General features: G+C 60.9%; 21 protein-coding genes. 4 read left to right on the forward strand and 17 right to left on the reverse strand.

The genetic code is table 11. The annotated features are described in order from the left end of the window. Positions 1 to 293: 293 nt before the first annotated feature. Both HX824_RS25760 and pdeM read left to right on the forward strand, forming a co-directional pair. Positions 294 to 2,771, forward strand: coding sequence for a ligase-associated DNA damage response DEXH box helicase (locus HX824_RS25760; RefSeq protein ID WP_177055360.1), 2,478 nt, complete (start codon positions 294 to 296; stop codon positions 2,769 to 2,771). Beyond that, on the forward strand, positions 2,771 to 3,427 hold the full coding sequence (gene pdeM, locus HX824_RS25765; protein WP_177055362.1) for a ligase-associated DNA damage response endonuclease PdeM: 657 nt from the start codon (positions 2,771 to 2,773) through the stop codon (positions 3,425 to 3,427). The genes HX824_RS25760 and pdeM overlap by 1 nt, the downstream gene beginning before the upstream one ends. 31 nt (positions 3,428 to 3,458) lie before the next feature. Here the strand turns inward: pdeM and HX824_RS25770 are convergent, their stop codons facing one another. Continuing rightward, complete coding sequence (locus HX824_RS25770; protein ID WP_003219272.1) at positions 3,459 to 3,662, reverse strand: hypothetical protein; 204 nt, start codon at positions 3,660 to 3,662, stop codon at positions 3,459 to 3,461. A 107-nt stretch (positions 3,663 to 3,769) separates the two neighbouring features. Then, positions 3,770 to 4,336, reverse strand: coding sequence for a dCTP deaminase (gene dcd, locus HX824_RS25775; RefSeq protein WP_003219273.1), 567 nt, complete (start codon positions 4,334 to 4,336; stop codon positions 3,770 to 3,772). A 378-nt stretch (positions 4,337 to 4,714) separates the two neighbouring features. Here dcd and HX824_RS25780 point away from each other — a divergent pair, with 378 nt between their 5' ends. Further along, positions 4,715 to 4,924, forward strand: a complete 210-nt coding sequence (locus tag HX824_RS25780) for a cold-shock protein (protein ID WP_002554837.1) — start codon at positions 4,715 to 4,717, stop codon at positions 4,922 to 4,924. A gap of 334 nt (positions 4,925 to 5,258) precedes the next feature. Here HX824_RS25780 and rpoS read toward each other — a convergent pair whose 3' ends face one another. The 8 genes from rpoS to HX824_RS25820 form a co-directional block, all read right to left on the reverse strand. Beyond that, on the reverse strand, positions 5,259 to 6,263 hold the full coding sequence (gene rpoS / locus HX824_RS25785; protein ID WP_003219274.1) for an RNA polymerase sigma factor RpoS: 1,005 nt from the start codon (positions 6,261 to 6,263) through the stop codon (positions 5,259 to 5,261). A gap of 105 nt (positions 6,264 to 6,368) precedes the next feature. Further along, positions 6,369 to 7,205, reverse strand: a complete 837-nt coding sequence (locus HX824_RS25790; protein ID WP_032898924.1) for a peptidoglycan DD-metalloendopeptidase family protein — start codon at positions 7,203 to 7,205, stop codon at positions 6,369 to 6,371. Between the two features lie 210 nt (positions 7,206 to 7,415). Continuing rightward, positions 7,416 to 8,051 (reverse strand): protein-L-isoaspartate(D-aspartate) O-methyltransferase, encoded by a 636-nt coding sequence (locus HX824_RS25795; RefSeq protein WP_010176736.1) that lies wholly within the window; start codon positions 8,049 to 8,051, stop codon positions 7,416 to 7,418. Positions 8,052 to 8,092: 41 nt separating this feature from the next. Continuing rightward, the gene (surE, locus tag HX824_RS25800; protein ID WP_003219278.1) at positions 8,093 to 8,842 is read right to left on the reverse strand and encodes a 5'/3'-nucleotidase SurE; all 750 of its coding nucleotides are present in this window, start codon (positions 8,840 to 8,842) and stop codon (positions 8,093 to 8,095) included. Then, the gene (gene truD, locus HX824_RS25805; RefSeq protein WP_003219280.1) at positions 8,830 to 9,888 is read right to left on the reverse strand and encodes a tRNA pseudouridine(13) synthase TruD; all 1,059 of its coding nucleotides are present in this window, start codon (positions 9,886 to 9,888) and stop codon (positions 8,830 to 8,832) included. The genes surE and truD overlap by 13 nt, the downstream gene beginning before the upstream one ends. Continuing rightward, complete coding sequence (gene ispF / locus HX824_RS25810; RefSeq protein WP_003219282.1) at positions 9,885 to 10,358, reverse strand: 2-C-methyl-D-erythritol 2,4-cyclodiphosphate synthase; 474 nt, start codon at positions 10,356 to 10,358, stop codon at positions 9,885 to 9,887. Before ispF ends, truD begins: the two co-directional genes overlap by 4 nt. Before the next feature lie 54 nt (positions 10,359 to 10,412). Next, a complete protein-coding gene (gene fghA / locus HX824_RS25815) occupies positions 10,413 to 11,264 on the reverse strand; it encodes an S-formylglutathione hydrolase (RefSeq protein WP_177055364.1) in 852 nt (283 codons plus the stop codon). A 2-nt stretch (positions 11,265 to 11,266) separates the two neighbouring features. Next, on the reverse strand, positions 11,267 to 12,379 hold the full coding sequence (locus tag HX824_RS25820; RefSeq protein WP_008432216.1) for an S-(hydroxymethyl)glutathione dehydrogenase/class III alcohol dehydrogenase: 1,113 nt from the start codon (positions 12,377 to 12,379) through the stop codon (positions 11,267 to 11,269). 109 nt (positions 12,380 to 12,488) lie between these two features. Between HX824_RS25820 and HX824_RS25825 the strand changes: the two genes are divergently transcribed. Continuing rightward, complete coding sequence (locus HX824_RS25825) at positions 12,489 to 13,385, forward strand: LysR substrate-binding domain-containing protein (RefSeq protein ID WP_177055366.1); 897 nt, start codon at positions 12,489 to 12,491, stop codon at positions 13,383 to 13,385. 27 nt (positions 13,386 to 13,412) lie between these two features. Here the strand turns inward: HX824_RS25825 and ispD are convergent, their stop codons facing one another. From ispD to HX824_RS25860, 7 genes are all read right to left on the reverse strand, one after another. Next, positions 13,413 to 14,123: a 2-C-methyl-D-erythritol 4-phosphate cytidylyltransferase gene (ispD, locus tag HX824_RS25830; RefSeq protein ID WP_008432218.1), complete on the reverse strand. Its 711-nt coding sequence runs from the start codon at positions 14,121 to 14,123 to the stop codon at positions 13,413 to 13,415. Next, a complete protein-coding gene (ftsB, locus tag HX824_RS25835) occupies positions 14,120 to 14,398 on the reverse strand; it encodes a cell division protein FtsB (RefSeq protein WP_003219292.1) in 279 nt (92 codons plus the stop codon). The genes ispD and ftsB overlap by 4 nt, the downstream gene beginning before the upstream one ends. Before the next feature lie 171 nt (positions 14,399 to 14,569). Continuing rightward, the gene (eno, locus tag HX824_RS25840) at positions 14,570 to 15,859 is read right to left on the reverse strand and encodes a phosphopyruvate hydratase (protein WP_003219294.1); all 1,290 of its coding nucleotides are present in this window, start codon (positions 15,857 to 15,859) and stop codon (positions 14,570 to 14,572) included. A gap of 156 nt (positions 15,860 to 16,015) precedes the next feature. After that, entirely contained in the window at positions 16,016 to 16,861 is an 846-nt protein-coding gene (kdsA, locus tag HX824_RS25845) for a 3-deoxy-8-phosphooctulonate synthase (RefSeq protein WP_003219295.1), read from the reverse strand. A 5-nt stretch (positions 16,862 to 16,866) separates the two neighbouring features. Further along, positions 16,867 to 18,498, reverse strand: a complete 1,632-nt coding sequence (locus tag HX824_RS25850; protein WP_003219298.1) for a CTP synthase — start codon at positions 18,496 to 18,498, stop codon at positions 16,867 to 16,869. A 273-nt stretch (positions 18,499 to 18,771) separates the two neighbouring features. Continuing rightward, entirely contained in the window at positions 18,772 to 20,091 is a 1,320-nt protein-coding gene (tilS, locus tag HX824_RS25855) for a tRNA lysidine(34) synthetase TilS (protein WP_177055368.1), read from the reverse strand. 175 nt (positions 20,092 to 20,266) lie between these two features. Further along, positions 20,267 to 21,214 carry an acetyl-CoA carboxylase carboxyltransferase subunit alpha gene (locus tag HX824_RS25860; protein WP_003219302.1) on the reverse strand — a complete coding sequence of 316 codons (948 nt, stop codon included), beginning with the start codon at positions 21,212 to 21,214 and terminating at the stop codon, positions 20,267 to 20,269. Positions 21,215 to 21,318 lie beyond the last annotated feature (104 nt).

A 21,318-nucleotide genomic window follows, 5' to 3' on the forward strand; every position in this document is an offset into this window, starting at 1 on the left:
GTAAACCGGCAGGACGCCGATTTAGCCGCGCCGGGCCATGGATGGCCCGTCGCGGCGGCCCGCGGAACCGGGCCGGAGTGCGGGCATGCCGAGCCTAGGCGAGGCACCGAGTGGTGGGGCAAAGCGTTTTTTGGTTACTTTTTTAGGCGTTTGTAAAAAAGTGACCCGCTGTAAGAGCGGAACCATAAGCAGCCGTTACCTAAATAACGGATATACACCCCCCCCAAAAAAATCGCAGTTAAACCTTTCCCCCACCCCAAAGGTCTCTGAATTACCCCCCCAGAGCCCCAAGCATGGTCAAATCCCCCAACTTCGCCAAAGACTGGTTCACCGCCAAGGGCTGGAAACCGTTCGCCTTCCAAAAAGACGTATGGCACGCAGTCAAGGAAGGCCAGTCGGGACTGCTCCACGCCAGCACCGGCGCCGGGAAAACCTACGCCCTGTGGTTCGCCGCCCTCAACCGCTTCGCCATCACCGAAACCACGCCCCGCAAACGCAAAGCCCCCGCGGAACCGCTCGCCGTCCTGTGGATCACCCCAATGCGCGCCCTGGCCGCCGACACCGCCCGCGCCCTTGAGGCCCCGCTCGAGTCACTGAAAATCCCCTGGACCGTCGGCCTGCGCACCGGCGACACCAGCAGCAGCGAACGCGCCCGCCAAACCCGCCGTCTGCCCACCACCTTGATCACCACCCCGGAAAGCCTCACGCTGATGCTCGCCCGCGCCGACAGCCAGCCCAGCCTGTCGCACCTGCGCATGGTGGTAGTGGACGAATGGCACGAACTGATCGGCAACAAACGCGGCGTGCAATTGCAACTGGCCCTCGCCCGCCTGCGGCAATGGCACCCCGAGCTGATTGTGTGGGGCATTTCTGCAACCCTGGGTAATCAGGCCCACGCGTTGGAGGTGTTGATCCCACAAGGCGGCGGGATCAACGTCCATGGCCAAACCACCAAACAGTTGCGAGTGGACACCCTGTTGCCACCGGTTATCGAGCGCTTTCCGTGGGCCGGCCATATCGGCCTGAAAATGCTCCCGCAAGTGGTGGCCGAAGTCGATGCCAGCAGCAGTTGCCTGGTGTTTACCAACACACGGGCACAATCGGAAATCTGGTACCAGGCCCTGCTCGACGCGCGCCCCGACTGGGCCGGAGTGATTGCCCTGCACCACGGCTCGCTGTCCCGGGAAACCCGGGACTGGGTGGAGCGAGCCCTGAAGGAGGGGCAACTGAAGGCCGTGGTGTGTACGTCGAGCCTGGACCTGGGGGTAGATTTCCTGCCGGTGGAACGGGTACTGCAGATTGGCTCCGCCAAGGGCGTAGCCCGGCTGATGCAGCGCGCAGGGCGCTCCGGCCACGCACCGGGCCGGCCGTCGCGGGTCACGCTGGTGCCAACCCACAGCCTGGAAATGGTGGAAGCCGCTGCCGCGCAGGACGCCATCGCTGAACGGCGCATAGAAGCGCGCCAGTCGCCTCACAAACCGTTGGATGTGCTGGTGCAGCATCTGGTGAGCATGGCGCTGGGCGGCGGCTTTGTGCCGGATGAGCTGCTGGCGGAGGTGCGCACCGCGTGGGCCTATCGTGACCTGAGCGCAGCAGATTGGGCCTGGGCCCTGGGTTTCGTGCGCCATGGTGGCCTGTCACTGACGGCCTACCCGGATTACCGCCGCGTCGAGCCGGACGAACACGGCATCTGGCGCGTCCCCGACGCACGCCTGGCGCGGCGCCATCGCATGAGCGTGGGTACGATCGTCAGCGACGCCAGCATCCAGCTGAAATTCTGGAGCAAAGGCGGCGGTGGCAAGACCCTGGGCAGTGTCGAGGAAGGCTTTATTGCACGACTGAAGCCAGGGGATGGTTTCCTGTTCGCCGGCCGCTTGCTGGAGTTGGTACGGGTGGAAAACATGACTGCTTATGTGAAGCGCAGCACCGCGAAAAAGGCTGCCGTGCCACGCTGGAACGGCGGGCGCATGCCTCTTTCCAACGAGCTGGCCCAGGCGGTGGTCGAGCGCTTTGATGCGGCTGCCCACGATCACTATCTCGGCCCGGAGATGCAAGCGGTGCAACCCTTGCTGGAAACCCAACTGCGCTGGTCCGGACTGCCGACCCGCGATCACTTGCTGGCCGAGGCCCTCAAGTCACGGGAAGGCTGGCATCTGTTCCTGTATCCGTTTGCCGGGCGCCAGGTGCATCTGGGGCTGGCGAGCCTGCTGGCCTGGCGCGTCAGCCGGCGGCAGGCGGTGACGTTCTCGATTGCGGTCAATGACTATGGGCTGGAACTGCTGAGTGCCACCGAAGTGGATTGGCCTGAGTTATTGGGCGGCGAACTGCTGAGCGCGGATCATCTGCTGGATGACGTGGTAGCCAGCCTGAATGCCGGTGAGCTGGCCCTGCGACGTTTTCGCGAGATCGCGCGGATCGCCGGGCTGGTGTTCGCAGGCTATCCGGGCGCGCCGAAAAGTACGCGTCAGGTCCAGGCTTCCAGCGGTTTGTTCTTTGAGGTATTCAAGCAATATGACCCGCAGAACCTGCTGCTGACCCAGGCCGGGGAAGAAGTCCTGCGGGATGAGCTGGATATTCATCGCCTGGAAGAGACCTTGCGCCACCTGTCTGGGTTGAAGCTGGACCTGCATCGCATCAAACGGCCTACGCCGTTGGCCTTTCCGCTGCTGGTGGAACGTTTTCGGGAAAGCCTGAGCTCGGAAAAACTCTCGGAGCGGATTGCGCGGATGGTCAAGGATCTGGAAAAAGTCGCCGATAACGGGAAGCCCTGATGCCCGCTCATTACCCGATACATCTGGCGGAAGAAGCGCTGTGGTTGCTGGCGGACAAGGCAGTGTACTGGCCTGCGAGAAAGTGCCTGCTGATCGCCGACGCGCATTTTGGCAAGGCGTCGGCCTATCGCAGCCTGGGCCAGCCAGTGCCACAGGGCACGACGACGGCCAACCTGCAGCGCCTGGACCGGTTGTTGGCGGCTTTCCCCGGCGCGCAGGTGATCTTTCTCGGCGACTTTCTCCACGGGCCCGGCTCTCACGCCAGCGGCACCCTGAACGCCCTGAGAGCCTGGCGTGAGCGTCATGCAGGCGTGGCGCTCACGCTGATTCGCGGCAACCACGACAAACGCGCTGGCGACCCGCCTGGCGATCTGAATATTGAGGTGGTGACCGAACCCTTGCTGATGGGCCCGTTTGCCTTGCAGCACGAGCCCGACGCCCATGCCAGCCACCATGTGCTGGCCGGGCACGTGCATCCGGTGTATCGCCTGCGGGGCAAGGGCCGGCAAAGCTTGCGCCTGCCGTGCTTCCTGATCGGCAACCAAGTCAGCCTGCTACCGGCGTTCGGCGCTTTTACCGGGGGTCATTCAGTGACGCAGGAAGAAGGCAGCCGGATCTTCGTGATCGGAGACCAGGAAGTATGGCCAGTGCGTTGAGCAACTGACCATTGGCGACACGTGCAGGAAATCAGGCCACAGGGGCGGGAGGCGGTTCGTCAGGGAGAGTGGGTTCGCCAGGCTCTTCAGGCTGGTTGGGCCAGGGATCATCGGGACCTGGCTGGCCGGGAATGCCGCCTGCGGCGGGATCGGCCATCAAGGACCAGGCCATCACACCAATCTGGTTGGGTTCAAGCCGGGCGAGTTCGGCGCTGATTCGCGGATCGAGCTTCATAGGGGACTCCTCAAGCGTGGCCCGGCGCGTTGTGCACGCGTCGGGGCAGTACACCCAATAGAGTGCATGCCCGCTGACAAATTCCCTTAGCCTGTAAGACGATTCGATCAAGTGCGTGGGAGAGTGACGCCGCGCTGGCCCTGATACTTGCCGCCACGGTCCTTATAGGACACTTCGCACTCTTCGTCGGATTCGAAGAACAGCATCTGCGCCACGCCTTCGTTGGCGTAGATTTTTGCCGGCAAGGTGGTGGTGTTGGAGAACTCCAGGGTGACGTGCCCTTCCCATTCCGGCTCCAGCGGCGTCACGTTGACGATGATGCCGCAGCGCGCGTAGGTGCTTTTGCCCAGGCAGATAGTCAGGACATTACGCGGGATACGGAAGAATTCGACGGTGCGCGCCAGGGCAAAGGAGTTTGGCGGGATGATGCAGACGTCGCTCTTGACGTCGACGAAGCTTTTTTCGTCGAAGTTTTTCGGATCGACGGTTGCCGAGTTGATGTTGGTGAACACCTTGAACTCATCGGCGCAGCGTACGTCGTAGCCGTAGCTGGAAACCCCGAACGAGATCAGCCGCTCAGCGCCTTCGCCACGCATCTGGCGCTCCACGAAGGGCTCGATCATGCCGTGCTCTTGCGCCATGCGGCGAATCCACTTGTCCGATTTGATGCTCATGGCGGGTGTCCTGAATAGCGAGGTGAAAAAATTCTGTTGGGCATCTTACCGGGGCTGGCCCCGTGGTTCAAAGGGGCGGCTGTTTTTCTTGGCGCCGCGCAGCCCCTGCTGGGCGGGGCGCACCTTCAATCGTGGGGTGTTGGTGCGGTATCAGGGTGCCGCCAGTCACGAAAATAGAGAAACCTTCGGAAATACCATTGGCACGTTCCGGAAAAAGGGTTAAGGTGGCGCCACTGTGCTGCTTGTGTCACTGAGAATCTCTACACGATATGTTGAATTTCGATCCAACCATCTCCAAGAATTTTTCCTGCTCTTTGCACTCAGTCTCGGCCAGGGCTTTTCCTGAGTCGCAGTTAACTTTGTCCAAGGAGATACACCATGTCTAATCGCCAAACTGGTACCGTTAAGTGGTTCAACGATGAAAAAGGCTTCGGCTTCATCACTCCACAATCCGGTGACGACCTGTTCGTTCACTTCAAAGCTATCCAATCCGACGGCTTCAAAAGCCTGAAAGAAGGCCAACAGGTTTCTTTCATCGCTACCCGCGGTCAGAAAGGCATGCAAGCTGAAGAAGTTCAAGTTATCTAACTTGTACTGATTTAGTCGAAAAGCCCCGCCCTCAAAAGCGGGGCTTTTTTGTGCCCGCTCGTTCCTACGCTCTGCGTGGGAATGCCTCTTGTGACGCTCTGCGTCACGCCTTGGGACGCGGAGCGTCCTGGGCTGCGTTCCCACGCAGAGCGTGGGAACGAGCAAAGCGGGGCTTTTTTTGCGCTCGGGATTTGCCAATCACACGATGTAATTCCATGCACAAAAAAATGTGGGAGCGGGCTTGCTCGCGAAAGCGGTGAATCAGTCGCCAGATAGGCTGACTGAAACACCGTATTCGCGAGCAAGCCCGCTCCCACATTTCATCCTGCGTCGCTTATTGAAACAACGACTCACTCGACAAGCCATTCTTCTCGAGGATCTCGCGCAAGCGCTTGAGGCCCTCGACCTGGATCTGCCGCACCCGCTCACGGGTCAAGCCAATCTCCAGGCCAACATCTTCCAGGGTGCTGCTTTCGTGGCCGCGCAGCCCGAAGCGGCGAATCACCACCTCACGCTGTTTGTCCGTCAGCTCCGAAAGCCACTGGTCGATGCTTTGCGACAGATCGTCGTCCTGCAGCAACTCACATGGGTCCGTAGGACGATCATCGGTCAGGGTGTCCAGCAGGGTTTTATCCGAATCCGGACCCAGCGAGACATCGACAGAAGACACCCGCTCATTGAGACCGAGCATGCGCTTGACCTCTCCCACCGGTTTTTCCAGCAGGTTGGCGATTTCTTCAGGCGAAGGTTCATGATCGAGTTTCTGTGTCAGCTCACGCGCCGCCCGCAGGTAGACGTTGAGCTCCTTGACCACATGGATCGGCAACCGGATCGTACGGGTCTGATTCATGATCGCCCGTTCGATGGTCTGACGAATCCACCAGGTGGCGTAGGTCGAAAAGCGGAAGCCCCGCTCAGGGTCGAACTTTTCCACCGCCCGGATCAGGCCGAGATTGCCCTCTTCGATCAAGTCCAACAGGGACAGCCCACGATTGACGTAGCGCCGGGCGATTTTCACCACCAGTCGCAGGTTGCTTTCAATCATGCGCTTGCGCCCAGCCGGATCGCCCTTTTGCGACAAGCGCGCAAAATGGACTTCTTCTTCGGGAGTGAGCAGAGGGGAAAAGCCGATTTCATTGAGGTACAACTGAGTCGCGTCGAGCGCCCGTGTGTAATCAATGTACTTGTGTTGCTTTAACGCGGTGGAGTTCTTGGATTTGGTGCGAACTGAAGGTACAGCAGGTCCCTCATTCGACATCGATTCCGTATCGATGACAGTCTCCATAAGGAGAACCTCATCGTCGATGTCAAACTCCGGCGCTTCTTTACTGAGAGCCATTGTTATAGTCCTTTGGTGAGTTCGACCTCAAGCTCAAGCGACGCCTTTATCCTTGGCAACGCTGGAGCCTGTTCCTACTACGTGAGGAACAGGCTGTGCAACACATCAACGACGGGGAAGGAATTGCAGCGGATCAACAGGCTTCCCTTGGCGGCGAATCTCAAAGTGCAGTTTCACCCGGTCTGTACCAGTTGACCCCATTTCGGCAATTGTCTGTCCGACTTTGACCTGCTGCCCCTCCCGAACCAACAGCCTGCGGTTGTGACCGTAGGCACTGACGTAGGTATCGCTGTGTTTGATGATGACCAGCTCGCCGTAGCCCCGTAAACCACTCCCGGCGTACACCACTGTCCCATCAGACGCAGCTAAAACAGGCTGTCCCAAATCCCCGGCGATATCAATGCCTTTATTCAAACTACCGTTTGAAGAGAATTTTCCAATAAGGATGCCATTTGAGGGCCATCCCCAGCCGGTCGGTGCGGGCCCCGCCGGCGGCATCGGCGCGGGTGCCGGCTTGCTCGCAACGCTAGGCGCGGCGGTGCCTGCAGGCCGGGTGATGATGGTGGTCTTGCTCGAAGACGACGGCGAAGAAGCCGTGTTTGTGACTACCGCGGTCGGTGTTGAACCGGTTCGTCCATCGAAACGAATGGTCTGACCTGGATGTATCGTGTATGGCACAGGGATGTTGTTACGGGCGGCGAGCGCCTTGTAATCCCAGCCATAACGAAAGGCGATCGAGAACATCGTATCGCCCTTGCGCACGACGTATTGGCCTGTGGTAACGGTAGGTTTCTGCGGTACCGCGTTATTGCGGTCGACCACCCGCGCACCACCGGATGGCGTGCTTGAACAAGCCGCCAGCAAGGAACTCAAGACAAGGCCAATCACCAGTCGCTGAAAGCTTGTTTGACTCATACGCTGTGCAATGACCGTGAGACTCACCCGCCGCTCCCTTTGTGGTGGCTGACTATGAACGCCTGTATCAGGCTTGAAATATGACGCAAGTATAACTGGCCGTTGGGTTTTTACTGGAAACACGACTCTAAAGAAAATTTCATCATGTTTAACTCCGACGGCTGATGATGTGGACTCAACAGACCCCGCTGTAAGACACATACCCGGCAATAGAATTCAGTACGCAGGAATAATTGATCAGGCCAGCGGACCGTTGAGCAGCGGGACAAAACGCACGGCGCCGAGCACATGCCGGGAAAAGCCCTCTTCCTCGCGAATGATCAACATTAATTGTTGCACTTCGCCGGAGCCCACCGGAATCACCAGGCGCCCGCCGGGAGCCAGTTGATCGAGCAAGGCCTGGGGCACGTCGGTCGCCACCGCGGTGACGATAATGCCGTTGTATGGCGCCAGTGCCGGCCAGCCTTCCCAGCCATCGCCCCAACGGAATACCACGTTGCGCAGGTTCAACTCCACCAGGCGTTCCTTGGCCCGGTCTTGCAACACCTTGATGCGCTCCACGGAAAACACCCGCTCCACCAGCTGCGACAACACGGCCGTTTGGTAGCCGGAGCCGGTGCCGATTTCCAGCACCTTGTCCAGCGGGCCCGCCGCCAGCAGCAACTCACTCATCCGCGCCACCATATAGGGCTGGGAGATGGTCTGGTTGTGGCCGATGGGCAAGGCTGTGTCTTCATAGGCGCGGTGCGCCAGGGCTTCATCGACAAACAGATGCCGCGGGGTACGCCGGATGACTTCCAGCACCTGGGCATTGGACAGCCCTTCTTCATACAGGCGCTGGATCAATCGCTCGCGGGTGCGCTGGGAGGTCATCCCGATGCCCCGGCGCAGCAGGTCGTCTTGTTCACGAGCCATCAGCGCAGCCCCTCCAGCCAGCCATCGAGGCTACTGAAGGCATCACTGAAGGTGCGATCGAGTTGCAACGGGGTAATCGAGACATAACCTTGCATCACCGCATGAAAGTCCGTGCCCTCGCCACCGTCCTCGGCATCGCCGGCAGCGGCAATCCAGTACCCTTCCCTGCCACGCGGGTCGACCACCTTCAGCGGCGCTGCCGCACGGGCACGGTGGCCGAGGCGGGTCAGCTGGATACCGCGAATGTGGTCCAGGGGCAGATTGGGAATATTGACGTTGAGCACCGTGCGCGGCGGCAGGACCAGGGTGTCATGGGCCTCCACCAGCTTGCGGGCGAAATACGCCGCAGTCGCCAGGTTGTCCAATTGACGGGACGCAAACGAAAAAGCGAACGAGGTCCGACCGAGGAAGCGCCCTTCAAGGGCTGCCGCCACCGTACCGGAATACAGCACGTCGTCACCCAGGTTGGCGCCCAGGTTGATCCCGGAAACCACCAGGTCCGGCTCGCGGTCCAGCAGGCTGTTGATCGCCAGGTGCACGCAGTCGGTCGGCGTGCCATTCACGCTGATAAAGCCGTTGGGCAACGTCTGTGTATGCAACGGACGGTCGAGCGTCAGCGAGCTGCTGGCGCCGCTTTTGTCCTGGTCCGGGGCAACCACCACGCACTCGGCGTAATCCGCCAGCGCAGCATGAAGCGCGGCAAGGCCGGGTGCAGTGACCCCGTCGTCGTTAGATATCAGAATACGCATGGGCTGTCCGTCTGCCCCACCGGCACCAGATCTACAAGCTCGCGCACCAAGACAGTGGCGAAGCATCCAGCCGGCAGGACGAATTCCAATTGCAGAATGTCAGGTTCGGGATAATGCCACGTCAACCCGCCAATGGGCAGTCGAAGAATGCGACGTTCCTGGCTCATGCCGGCATTCACCAGCCAATCCCGCAGTTCGGCTTCACCGTCGGCAATCGCCTGTTCCAGCGCAAAGGTTGCCCCCGCCGCCGGCGAATCACCTTCGCCCCACTGCGGGCCGGTGGGATGCAGGTCGAGGATTGCCAGGCGCGGGTCGCTGCATTCAGCCTCCCCCGCCGGGAAAAAGCTGCGGCTGTCGGTAAACGCCAGCAAGTCACCGACCTGGGCGCGCTGCCAGGAACCGTCGGCCACCCGCGCCGCCAGCACTTTATTGAACAGGAAGCTGCGGGCCGTCGAGAGCAGGCGCGAACGCACATTGCGCTGCTCCGGCAAGGCCTTGCGCGCCGCCCAGTCACGGGCATCGACGACGTTGCCGCCGTTATGGCCGAAACGCTGGGCGCCGAAATAGTTGGGAATGCCTTGCCGGGCGATCAGTTGCAGGCGGGCGTCGATGGCCGCCGCATCCCCGGCAAACTGGGTCAGGCGCAAGGTAAAGCCGTTGGCCGAATGCGCGCCGCGCTGCAGCTTGCGCTTGTGACGGCCGGTCTTGAGGATCTTCAGGGTGTCGTTTTCAGCCGCGCTCAGGTCCGGGTCCGCCTTGCCCGGCAACTGCACGCTGAACCACTGGCGTGTCAGCGCCTGGCGGTCCTTGAGCCCGGCGTAGCTGACGGTACGCAACGGCACGCCCGCCGCCTTGGCAATCCGCCGCGCCGCCTCTTCGGTATTCAGGCCGCGCTTTTCCACCCACAACCACAGGTGTTCACCCTCGCCGGTCAGCGGGATATCCAGCACTTCATCCACCTGGAAGTCTTCAGCGGTGGCCTTCAGAACAGCGCTGCCCAAGGCCTCGCCATAGGCACGCGGGCCCAGCAGTTGCAGATCATTCATGCGCGCAGCAACAAGGCAACGGAGTGCACGGCAATGCCCTCTTCGCGACCGGTAAACCCGAGCTTTTCGGTGGTGGTGGCTTTTACGTTCACTTGATCCAACTCAACTTGAAGATCCGCGGCAATCAGCGCGCGCATCGTTTCGATATGCGGGGCCATCTTGGGCGCCTGGGCGACGATGGTGTTGTCGACGTTGCCGACCTTCCAGCCCTTGGCATGGATCAAGCCGACCACGTGACGCAACAGCACACGACTGTCCGCGCCCTTGAAGGTCGGGTCGGTGTCCGGAAAGTGCTTGCCGATGTCGCCCAACGCGGCTGCGCCGAGCAAGGCATCGCTCAAGGCATGCAGCACCACGTCGCCGTCGGAATGAGCCAGCAACCCGTGGTGGTGCGCGATCCGCACGCCGCCCAGGGTGATGAAATCGCCTTCGGCGAAACGGTGCACATCATAGCCGTGGCCAATACGCATAAAAAAACGCCCCGATTTAATTCAGGGCGTGATTCTACCTACTTTTGCCTCACATTAACCGAGCAAAGCGCGCGCGTGATGGCGTAAATGGTCTTCGATGAAGCTGGCGATAAAGAAGTAGCTGTGGTCATAGCCCGGTTGCAGGCGCAGCTCCAGCGGATGGTTCGCCGCCCTGGCCGCCTGTTGCAACGCTTCAGGCTTGAGCTGCACCGCGAGGAAATCGTCGCGGTCGCCCTGGTCCACCAGCAATGGCAGCTTTTCCGAGGCTTCGCTGATCAACACGCAGGCATCCCATTCGCGCCATTTCGAGCGCTCTTCGCCGAGGTAGCGGGAGAATGCCTTCTGGCCCCACGGGCAATCCATCGGGTTGTTGATCGGCGAGAACGCCGACACCGACTGATAACGCCCCGGGTTGCGCAAGGCACACACCAGCGCGCCGTGGCCGCCCATGGAGTGGCCGCTGATCCCGCGTTTGGCCGACGCCGGGAAATGCGCCTCGACCAATTCCGGCAGTTCCTGCACCACGTAGTCATGCATCCGATAGTGCTGGGCCCAGGGCTCCTGGGTGGCGTTCAGGTAGAAACCGGCGCCCAGGCCAAAGTCCCAGGCGTTGTCCGGATCACCCGGCACACCGGGGCCGCGCGGGCTGGTGTCCGGCGCAACAATGATCAACCCCAGCTCGGCTGCCATGCGTTGCGCGCCGGCCTTCTGCATGAAGTTCTCATCGGTGCAGGTCAGCCCCGACAGCCAGTACAGCACCGGCAATTTGCCGCCCTGCTCCGCTTGCGGCGGCAGGTACACGGCGAAGGTCATGTCGCAACCCAGCACGTCGGAATGATGCTTGTAGCGTTTATGCCAGCCGCCGAAGCTTTTCTGGCACGACAGGTTTTCCAGACTCATGGCCAACCTCAGAAGTGAATGACGGTGCGGATGCTCTTGCCTTCATGCATCAGGTCAAACGCCTTGTTGATATCTTCCAGGCCCATGGTGTGGGTGATGAACGTATCCAGCGGGATTTCACCGGCCTGGGCCATTTCCACATAGCTTGGCAACTCGCTGCGACCGCGCACGCCGCCGAACGCCGAACCGCGCCAGACGCGGCCGGTGACCAGTTGGAACGGACGGGTAGCAATTTCCTGGCCGGCGCCGGCCACGCCGATGATCACCGACTCGCCCCAACCTTTGTGGCAGCACTCAAGGGCCGCACGCATCAGCTGGACATTGCCGATGCACTCGAAGGAAAAGTCGACGCCGCCGTCGGTCAAATCGACGATCACGTCCTGGATCGGGCGGTCGTAGTCTTTCGGGTTGATGCAGTCGGTGGCACCCAGCTGCCTGGCTATTTCAAACTTGGCCGGGTTGATGTCGATGGCAATGATGCGGCCGGCCTTGGCTTTCACCGCGCCGATCACCGCCGACAGGCCGATGCCGCCCAGGCCGAAGATGGCCACGGTGTCGCCCGGCTTGACCTTGGCGGTGTTGATCACTGCACCGATACCGGTGGTGACGCCACAGCCCAGCAGGCAGACTTTTTCCAGCGGCGCTTCTTTGGGAATCTTGGCCACGGAGATTTCCGGCAGCACGGTGTATTCGGAGAAGGTCGAAGTGCCCATGTAGTGGAAAATCGGCTGGCCCTTGTAGGAAAAGCGCGAAGTACCGTCGGGCATCAGGCCTTTGCCCTGGGTGGCGCGAATCGCCTGGCAGAGGTTGGTCTTGCCCGACAGGCAGAATTTGCACTTGCCGCATTCCGGGGTGTACAGCGGGATCACGTGGTCGCCCACCGCCACCGAGGTCACGCCTTCGCCGATGGCTTCAACCACGGCGCCGCCTTCGTGGCCGAGGATCGACGGGAAAATGCCTTCCGGGTCCGCGCCCGACAGGGTGTAGGCATCGGTATGGCACACACCGGACGCCACCACCCGCAACAGCACCTCGCCCGCCTTGGGCATGGCCACATCCACTTCAACGATCTCGAGGGGTTTCTTGGCTTCGAAGGCTACGGCCGCGCGGGACTTGATCATCCGGTTTCTCCATCGGGTTAAAAACGTAAGGCCGGCAGTGTAAAACATGCTCATCTGATTAATAATCCAGACAAAAGCAAAACATTATTGCCGTACAGGGACAATCAGCATGCTGGAAAACCGCTGGGAGGGCATCGACGAGTTCGTCGCCGTGGCCGAATGCAGCCAATTCACCGCGGCCGCCGAGCGCCTGGGCGTGTCGTCGTCCCATATCAGCCGCCAGGTCGCGCGACTGGAAGAGCGCCTGCAAACACGCTTGCTGTATCGCAGCACGCGCAAGGTGACACTGACCGAAGCCGGCCAGACCTTCCTGCAACATTGCCAGCGATTGCAGGACGGTCGCGAAGAAGCCTTGCGCGCCGTGGGCGACCTGGCCAGCGAGCCCAAGGGAATGTTGAGCATGACCTGCGCAGTGGCTTACGGCGAGCGTTTTATCGTGCCGCTGGTGACGCGGTTCATGGCGCTTTATCCGCAATTGCGCGTGGACGTGGAATTGACCAACCGCCAGCTGGACTTGGTGCACGAAGGCCTGGACCTGGCGATTCGCCTCGGGCGCCTGGCGGATTCGCGCATGGTTGCCAGCCGCCTCGCGCCGCGGCGTATGTACCTGTGCGCGTCACCGTCCTACCTGGCCAGGTACGGGCGGCCACATAGCTTGTCGGAGTTAAGCCGGCATAACTGCCTGATCGGCAGCTCGGATATTTGGCAACTGGCCCAGGACGGGCGCGAATTTTCCCAGCGTGTACAGGGAAACTGGCGCTGCAACAGCGGGCAAGCGGTGCTGGATGCGGCCCTGCAAGGTGTCGGTCTTTGCCAATTGCCGGACTATTACGTGCTGGAGCATTTGCACAGCGGCGCACTGGTGTCGTTACTCGAAGCCCATCAACCGCCCAACACCGCGGTTTGGGCGCTGTACCCGCAACAACGCCACCTTTCGCCCAAGGTGCGAAAACTGGTGGACTTTCTCAAGGAGGGCCTGGGCAACCATCCCGTCTACCTGAGATAGACTGCTACGGCCCGGCTGGCTGATTCGTCAGGAAGACTGGAAGGCCCGACGCTGGCGCAGCCATTCAAGGTCTTCCGGGCGCGTGACCTTGAGGTTGTCGGAACGGCCTTCGATCAGGCGAGGCGCATGCCCGGCCCATTCCATGGCCGAGGCTTCGTCGGTGATGACCACGTCCGAGACCAGGCTGTCGGCCAAGGCCCGGTGCAGCGCGCCAAGGTGGAACATCTGCGGGGTGTAGGCCTGCCAGATCGGCGTGCGATCAACCGTTTCCAACACGCGCCCGTGCTTGTCGGCGCGCTTGAGGGTGTCCCGCGCCGGCACGGCCAGCAGCCCACCCACGCTGTCGTCGGCCAGTTCAAAGAGCAACTTGTCCAGGTCATCGCGGCTGAGGTTCGGCCGGGCGGCGTCATGCACCAGCACCCAATCGTCATCGCTCGCGCCCTGGCCGTGCAGGTAAAGCAAGGCATTGAGGACCGAACCCGAGCGCTCTTCGCCGCCGTCAACGCGCACAATGCGTGGGTCGGTGGCGCAAGCCAGGGTCGGCCAGTAAGGGTCATCCATCGCAACGCTGACCACCAGCCCCTTGAGGCCCGGATGATCGAGGAAACAGCCAAGGCTGTGTTCGAGAATAGTGCGCCCACCCAATTGCAAGTACTGCTTGGGACGGTCCGCGGCCATACGGGCACCCACGCCCGCGGCAGGAATCACGGCCCAGAAGGCCGGTGACGAAATGCTCATTGGGCCAACTGGTAGAGGGTTTCGCCCTCCTTGACCATGCCCAACTCATGGCGAGCCCGCTCTTCAACGGTCTCCATGCCTTTCTTCAATTCAAGTACTTCGGCATCGAGCACGCGATTGCGCTCCAGCAACACCTCGTTTTCGGCGTGCTGTGCGGCAATTTGCTGGGTCAGTTCGGTGACCTGCGCCAAGCTGCCATTCCCCACCCAAAGGCGGTACTGCAGGCCAGCCAGCAGCAAGAGCAAGACGAGGAACAACCAATTGGGACTGCGCATCGAATATCGGGTATCCAGTGAAAAAAGACAGCCATGCAAAACTTTTGCAGCAACTGATAGCACGAAGCCTGGAAAAACCAGGCTTGTGCTTGTTAGTCATGAGATTAGCGCCGAAATTCACGCTGCCGTGATTTTTCCGACGTAATCCGCTGACCTTTTACCATTTAACAATCAGCCGCGAAACTCGCTGCGACCGTTGTACTTGGCTTTGCCGCCCAGTTGCTCTTCGATACGCAGCAATTGGTTGTACTTGGAAACGCGGTCGGAACGGCACAGGGAACCGGTCTTGATCTGCCCAGCCGAAGTGCCCACGGCCAGGTCGGCAATGGTCGAGTCTTCGGTTTCGCCGGAGCGGTGGGAGATCACGGCGGTGTAGCCCGCAGCCTTGGCCATCTGGATGGCTTCCAGGGTTTCGGTCAGGGTGCCGATCTGGTTGAACTTGATCAGGATCGAGTTGGCGATCTTTTTGTCGATGCCTTCTTTCAGGATCTTGGTGTTGGTCACGAACAGGTCGTCGCCCACCAGCTGGATCTTCTCGCCGATCTTGTCGGTCAACACTTTCCAGCCAGCCCAGTCGGACTCGTCCAGGCCGTCTTCGATCGAGATGATCGGGTAGCGCTCGGTCAGGCCCTTGAGGTAGTCAGCAAAACCTTCCGAGGTGAACACGTGGCCTTCGCCGGACAGGTTGTACTTGCCGTCTTCGTAGAATTCGCTGGCCGCGCAGTCCAGGGCCAGGGTCACGTCGGTGCCCAGCTTGTAGCCAGCGTTGGCCACGGCTTCGGAGATCACTTTCAGTGCGTCTTCGTTGGACGCCAGGTTCGGCGCGAAACCACCTTCGTCACCCACTGCAGTGCTCAGGCCACGGGCCTTCAGCACAGCCTTGAGGTGATGGAAAATCTCGGTGCCCATGCGCAGGCCTTCGGAGAAGGTCTTGGCGCCAACCGGCTGCACCATGAATTCCTGGATGTCGACGTTGTTATCAGCGTGCTCGCCACCGTTGATGATGTTCATCATCGGAACCGGCATCGAGTAGACACCCGGAGTGCCGTTCAGGTTGGCGATGTGGGCGTACAGCGGCAGGTCCTGGTCCTGTGCAGCGGCCTTGGCAGCGGCCAGGGACACGGCGAGGATGGCGTTGGCGCCCAGGCTGCCTTTGTTTTCGGTACCGTCGAGCTTGATCATCGCGTGATCGAGGGCTTTCTGGTCAAGTGGATCCTTGCCCAGCAGCAGGTCGCGGATCGGGCCATTGATGTTGGCCACCGCCTTGAGTACACCCTTGCCCAGGTAACGGCTCTTGTCGCCATCACGCAGTTCCAGTGCTTCGCGGGAACCTGTGGAAGCACCGGACGGCGCGCAGGCGCTGCCGATGATGCCGTTATCGAGAAGCACGTCGGCTTCGACGGTAGGGTTGCCACGGGAGTCGAGAACTTCACGACCTTTGATGTCGACGATTTTTGCCATTGTTGTAAACACTCCAAAGTTGACGAAAACGACGCAGCTGAAGGAAATCTTTTGACCGACCGCAAGGGTGGAACAACGGGCAGGCTTGCAGGCGACAAGGCTCAGGCCTGCGGGCCTGAGCGTAAAGCGAGGGAAAGTCTACCGGAGAAATGGCGCTTACGCGGTCTCTACCGTCGGAAAACTCTTGACCAGGTCGTCCAACTGCTTCAACTGGGCCAGGAATGGCTCCAGCTTGTCCAGGCGCAGGGCGCATGGGCCGTCGCACTTGGCGTTGTCCGGGTCCGGGTGGGCTTCCAGGAACAAACCTGCCAGGGACTGGCTGATGCCGGCCTTGGCCAGGTCCAGTACCTGGGCACGGCGCCCGCCAGCGGAATCGGCGCGACCACCGGGCATTTGCAGCGCGTGGGTCACGTCGAAGAACACTGGGTATTCGAACTGTTTCATGATGCCGAAACCGAGCATGTCCACCACGAGGTTGTTGTAGCCGAAGCTCGAACCACGCTCGCAGAGGATCAACTGGTCGTTACCCGCTTCCACGCACTTGTTCAGGATATGTTTCATTTCCTGAGGCGCGAGGAACTGGGCTTTCTTGATATTGATCACAGCGCCGGTCTTGGCCATCGCGACCACGAGGTCGGTCTGGCGCGACAGGAAGGCCGGCAACTGGATGATGTCGCACACCTCGGCAACCACGGCAGCCTGCTCAGGCTCGTGGACGTCGGTGATGATCGGCACGCCGAAGGCTTGCTTGATGTCCTGGAAGATCCGCATGCCTTCTTCAAGGCCCGGGCCGCGGTAGGAGGTCACGGACGAACGGTTGGCCTTGTCGAAGCTGGCCTTGAATACGTAGGGGATACCGAGTTTCTCGGTCACCTTCACGTACTCTTCACAGACCTGCATCGCCATGTCGCGGCTTTCCAGCACGTTCATGCCGCCGAACAGCACCATGGGCTTGTCGTTGGCAATCTCGATGTCGCCTACGCGAATGATCTTCTGGGCCATCAGGTTTACGCCTTCTTCTGATGTTGCGTCAGTGCTGCTTTAACGAAGCCGCTGAACAACGGGTGACCGTCGCGCGGGGTCGAGGTGAACTCCGGGTGGAACTGGCAAGCCACGAACCATGGATGATCCGGTGCTTCAACCACTTCAACCAGCGCGCCATCACCGGAACGACCGGAGATTTTCAGGCCGGCTTCCATGATTTTCGGCAGCAGGTTGTTGTTCACTTCGTAGCGGTGACGGTGACGCTCGACAATCACGTCCTTGCCGTAGCAATCGTGAACCAGGGACCCCGGCTCCAGCAGGCAATCCTGCGCGCCGAGGCGCATGGTGCCGCCCAGGTCGGAGGCCTCGGTACGGGTTTCGACGGCGCCGGTGGCATCTTCCCACTCGGTGATCAGGCCCACGACCGGATGGCCGCTGGTGCGATCGAACTCGGTGGAGTTGGCGTCTTTCCAGCCCATCACGTTACGAGCGAACTCGATGACCGCCACTTGCATGCCCAGGCAGATCCCCAGGTACGGCACCTTGTTCTCACGAGCGTACTGGACGGCAGTGATCTTGCCTTCCACGCCACGCAGACCGAAGCCGCCCGGAACCAGGATGGCATCAACGCCTTCCAGCAGCGCGGTGCCCTGGTTCTCGATGTCTTCGGAGTCGATGTAGCGCAGGTTGACCTTGGTACGGTTGCTGATGCCCGCGTGGCTCATCGCTTCGATCAGCGACTTGTAGGCGTCCAGCAGTTCCATGTACTTGCCGACCATGGCGATGGTGACTTCATGCTCAGGGTTGAGCTTGGCGTCGACCACGGCTTCCCACTCGGACAGATCGGCGCCGCCACACTGCAGGCCGAAGCGCTCGACGACAAAATCATCCAGGCCCTGGGAATGCAGGATGCCCGGGATCTTGTAGATGGTGTCGGCGTCTTCCAGGGCGATTACCGCACGTTCTTCAACGTTGGTGAACTGGGCGATCTTGCGACGGGACGCGATGTCGATCGCGTGGTCGGAGCGACACACCAGCACGTCCGGCTGCAGGCCGATGGAACGCAGTTCCTTGACCGAGTGCTGGGTAGGCTTGGTTTTGGTTTCGCCGGCGGTGGCGATGTACGGCACCAGCGTCAGGTGCATCAGCATCGCGCGCTTGGCGCCGACTTCGAAACGCAACTGGCGGATGGCTTCGAGGAACGGTTGGGATTCGATGTCACCCACGGTGCCACCGATCTCGACCATCGCCACGTCGGCATCGCCTGCACCCTTGATGATGCGGCGCTTGATTTCGTCGGTGATGTGCGGGATCACCTGGATGGTTGCACCCAGGTAGTCACCACGGCGCTCCTTGCGCAGCACGTGCTCGTAGACACGGCCGGTGGTGAAGTTGTTGTTCTGGGTCATGGTCGTGCGGATGAACCGCTCGTAGTGGCCCAGGTCCAGGTCGGTCTCGGCGCCGTCGTGGGTGACGAACACTTCACCGTGCTGGAACGGGCTCATGGTGCCCGGGTCAACGTTGATGTACGGGTCCAGCTTGAGCATGGTGACCTTAAGTCCCCGCGCCTCCAGGATGGCCGCCAATGAAGCGGAGGCAATGCCTTTCCCCAATGAAGAAACAACACCGCCCGTGACGAATATGTAGCGCGTCATGAAAAACCCTAGAAGTCTGCGTTAAAGCGGTCCGAGCCGCCGGGGAAAGCGAAGGAAGGCCGAAGCCCCCGATCACCTGCATTAATCACAGTGCACCTTTCAAAAAAACCGCCGCGTTGTGACAGACCAGCAATGAAACACCGGTACGTTGATCGCTACACATTTTTTGGAATCGCCCAGCAAAGACTGCTTGGTAATCGGCAACTGCTGCGATTCAGGCGAATCCACAGAAGTTGTATCAAGAAGGGAGCGTAGTCTACCGGAAAGGCTCTATCAGCTCAAACCTTGATCGCAGGTTGGTGGCATCCAATGTAATTGCCAGCCGGTACCGCCACCCGCCGCAAGCCCCGGCAGGTTGGCCACAGCCAGCAATTGCTGGCCCTGATACAGCAGCGGCAATCTGCCACGGATGAAGCCTGGCACCGCACTTTCGTTAAGCAAGCGCTTCAGGTCGCGCCGGCCCCGGCCTGGCAATTCCATGATTTCACCGCCCTGGCGATAACGGATGCTCAGGGGGCCTTCGGGTGCACTGCCGCTGAAGCGCACTTGGCCGTTACCGGGTAACTGTAGTGGGTTTTGCGGGTGCGGCCAGCTCACCGATGCGTCAGAAAATTCCGACCAACTGGCAGGTAACCACCAGATAAGCCCACCACAACGGTGCAATTGACCGTCGGCCAGGCGCCACAGTGGCTGTGCATCGTGTTTGGCGTCGCGCAAGGTCGCCCAGCCGGTCCAGTGGTCACTGTCGGGCAAGCGTGTCAGCGGTGTCAGCCAGTGCCTAAGTGCGTTGCGCTGGCGGGCCTCGGAGAGCGCGGCAAGCGGTTCAAGGGTCAGCGAAGGCAATGCCAGCCAGGGAAACACCGGGTGCTGGCTGGCGGCCAGCAGGTCCATCTGCGCCAGTTCGTCGAGCAAGCCCTGGGCTTCGCTCAAGTGTTCAGCGCTGCGGGCCATGGTGCTGACGGCTTGGGGCCAACGTTCAGTCAGGCGTGGGAAAACATGGTGGCGCAGGTAATTGCGGGAGAAACGCGGATCAGCGTTCGACGGGTCTTCGATCCAGGTCAATTGATGTTCACGGGCGTAGGCTTCAAGCTCGGCGCGAGATACATCCAGCAAGGGTCGCACCAGATAGCCATCTGCCAAAGGGCGCTGCGCGGGCATTGCCGCCAAGCCACGCACGCCAGCCCCACGCAACAGCCGAAACAGTAAGGTTTCTGCCTGATCGTCACGGTGCTGGCCCGTGACCAGCAACTCCCCTGCCCCGGTGACCTCGGCAAACGCCTGATACCGCGCGTCACGGGCCGCGCGCTCCAGGCTTGCACCTTGTTGCACTTGCACGCGGATCACCCGCAAAGGCACGCACAAGGCGTCGCACACGGACTGGCAATGGGCCGGCCACGCATCCGCCGCAGCTTGCAGCCCATGATGAACATGGATAGCGCTGAGTGGCGGGAGCTTGTCGATTTTGGCCAGCGTGGCCAGGAGGTGCAGCAGGACGGTGGAGTCGAGGCCGCCGGAGAAGGCGATATGCCAGGCCGGGGCGTTGCGCCAGGGCGCGACGGCTTGCAGGAGCTTGGCGGTTAACGTGGGCTTCATAGCAAAGTACGCCATCAATCTGGAATGCGATAACCAGCATACACAAGGCAAATGTGGGAGCGGGCTTGCTCGCGAATGCAGTGTGTCAGTCGCCAACTATATTGACTGAATCACCGCCTTCGCGAGCAAGCCCGCTCCCACACAAGCCCGCTCCCACATTTAGTAACGCGTCGGCTTAGAGACCGTAGCTCATCAGGCGCTCGTAACGACGGGCCAGCAGTGCCTCGTTGTCGAACTTCTTGAGCATCGCCAGCTGCGAGCTGAGTTCGGCACGAATGGTCGCGGCAGCGGCAGCCGGGTCACGGTGGGCGCCGCCCAATGGCTCGGCGATCACTTTATCCACGATACCCAGGCCTTTCAGGCGATCGGCAGTGATGCCCATGGCTTCCGCGGCATCCGGTGCCTTCTCGGCGGTTTTCCACAGGATCGAGGCGCAACCTTCCGGCGAGATCACCGCGTAGGTGGAATATTGCAGCATGTTCAGCTGGTCGCAGACGCCAATCGCCAATGCGCCGCCGGAACCGCCTTCGCCGATCACGGTAGCGATGATTGGCGTCTTCAGGCGCGCCATCACCCGCAGGTTCCAGGCGATCGCTTCGCTCTGGTTGCGCTCTTCAGCGTCGATACCCGGGTAGGCGCCCGGGGTGTCGATGAAGGTCAGGATCGGCATCTTGAAGCGCTCGGCCATTTCCATCAGGCGACAGGCCTTGCGGTAGCCTTCAGGGCGCGGCATGCCGAAGTTGCGGCGGACTTTCTCGCGCACTTCACGGCCTTTCTGGTGACCGATGACCATCACTGGCTGGTCGTCCAGGCGAGCGATACCGCCCACGATGGCGGCGTCGTCGGAGAAGTGACGGTCGCCGTGCAGCTCATCGAACTCGGTAAAGATATGGTCGATGTAGTCCAGGGTGTACGGACGGCGCGGGTGGCGGGCCAGGCGCGCGATCTGCCAGCTGGTCAGCTTGCCGAAGATGTCTTCGGTAAGCGTGCTGCTCTTGTCTTGCAGGCGAGCGATTTCATCGCCGATATTCAGCGAATTGTCATTGCCGACCAGGCGCAGCTCTTCGATCTTGGCTTGCAGGTCAGCGATCGGCTGTTCGAAATCAAGAAAATTCGGGTTCATAAGCGTCCGTCTTGGGTCGACGGCCAAGGAGTGCCTGGCCAGCCGGTTGTCTATTCGCGCCCTACCTTAAGGGAGAGGCGCGGTTAGGTCGAGATTAAATGTTC

The organism is Pseudomonas sp. D4002 (assembly GCF_013385665.1).
Taxonomy (GTDB): domain Bacteria; phylum Pseudomonadota; class Gammaproteobacteria; order Pseudomonadales; family Pseudomonadaceae; genus Aquipseudomonas.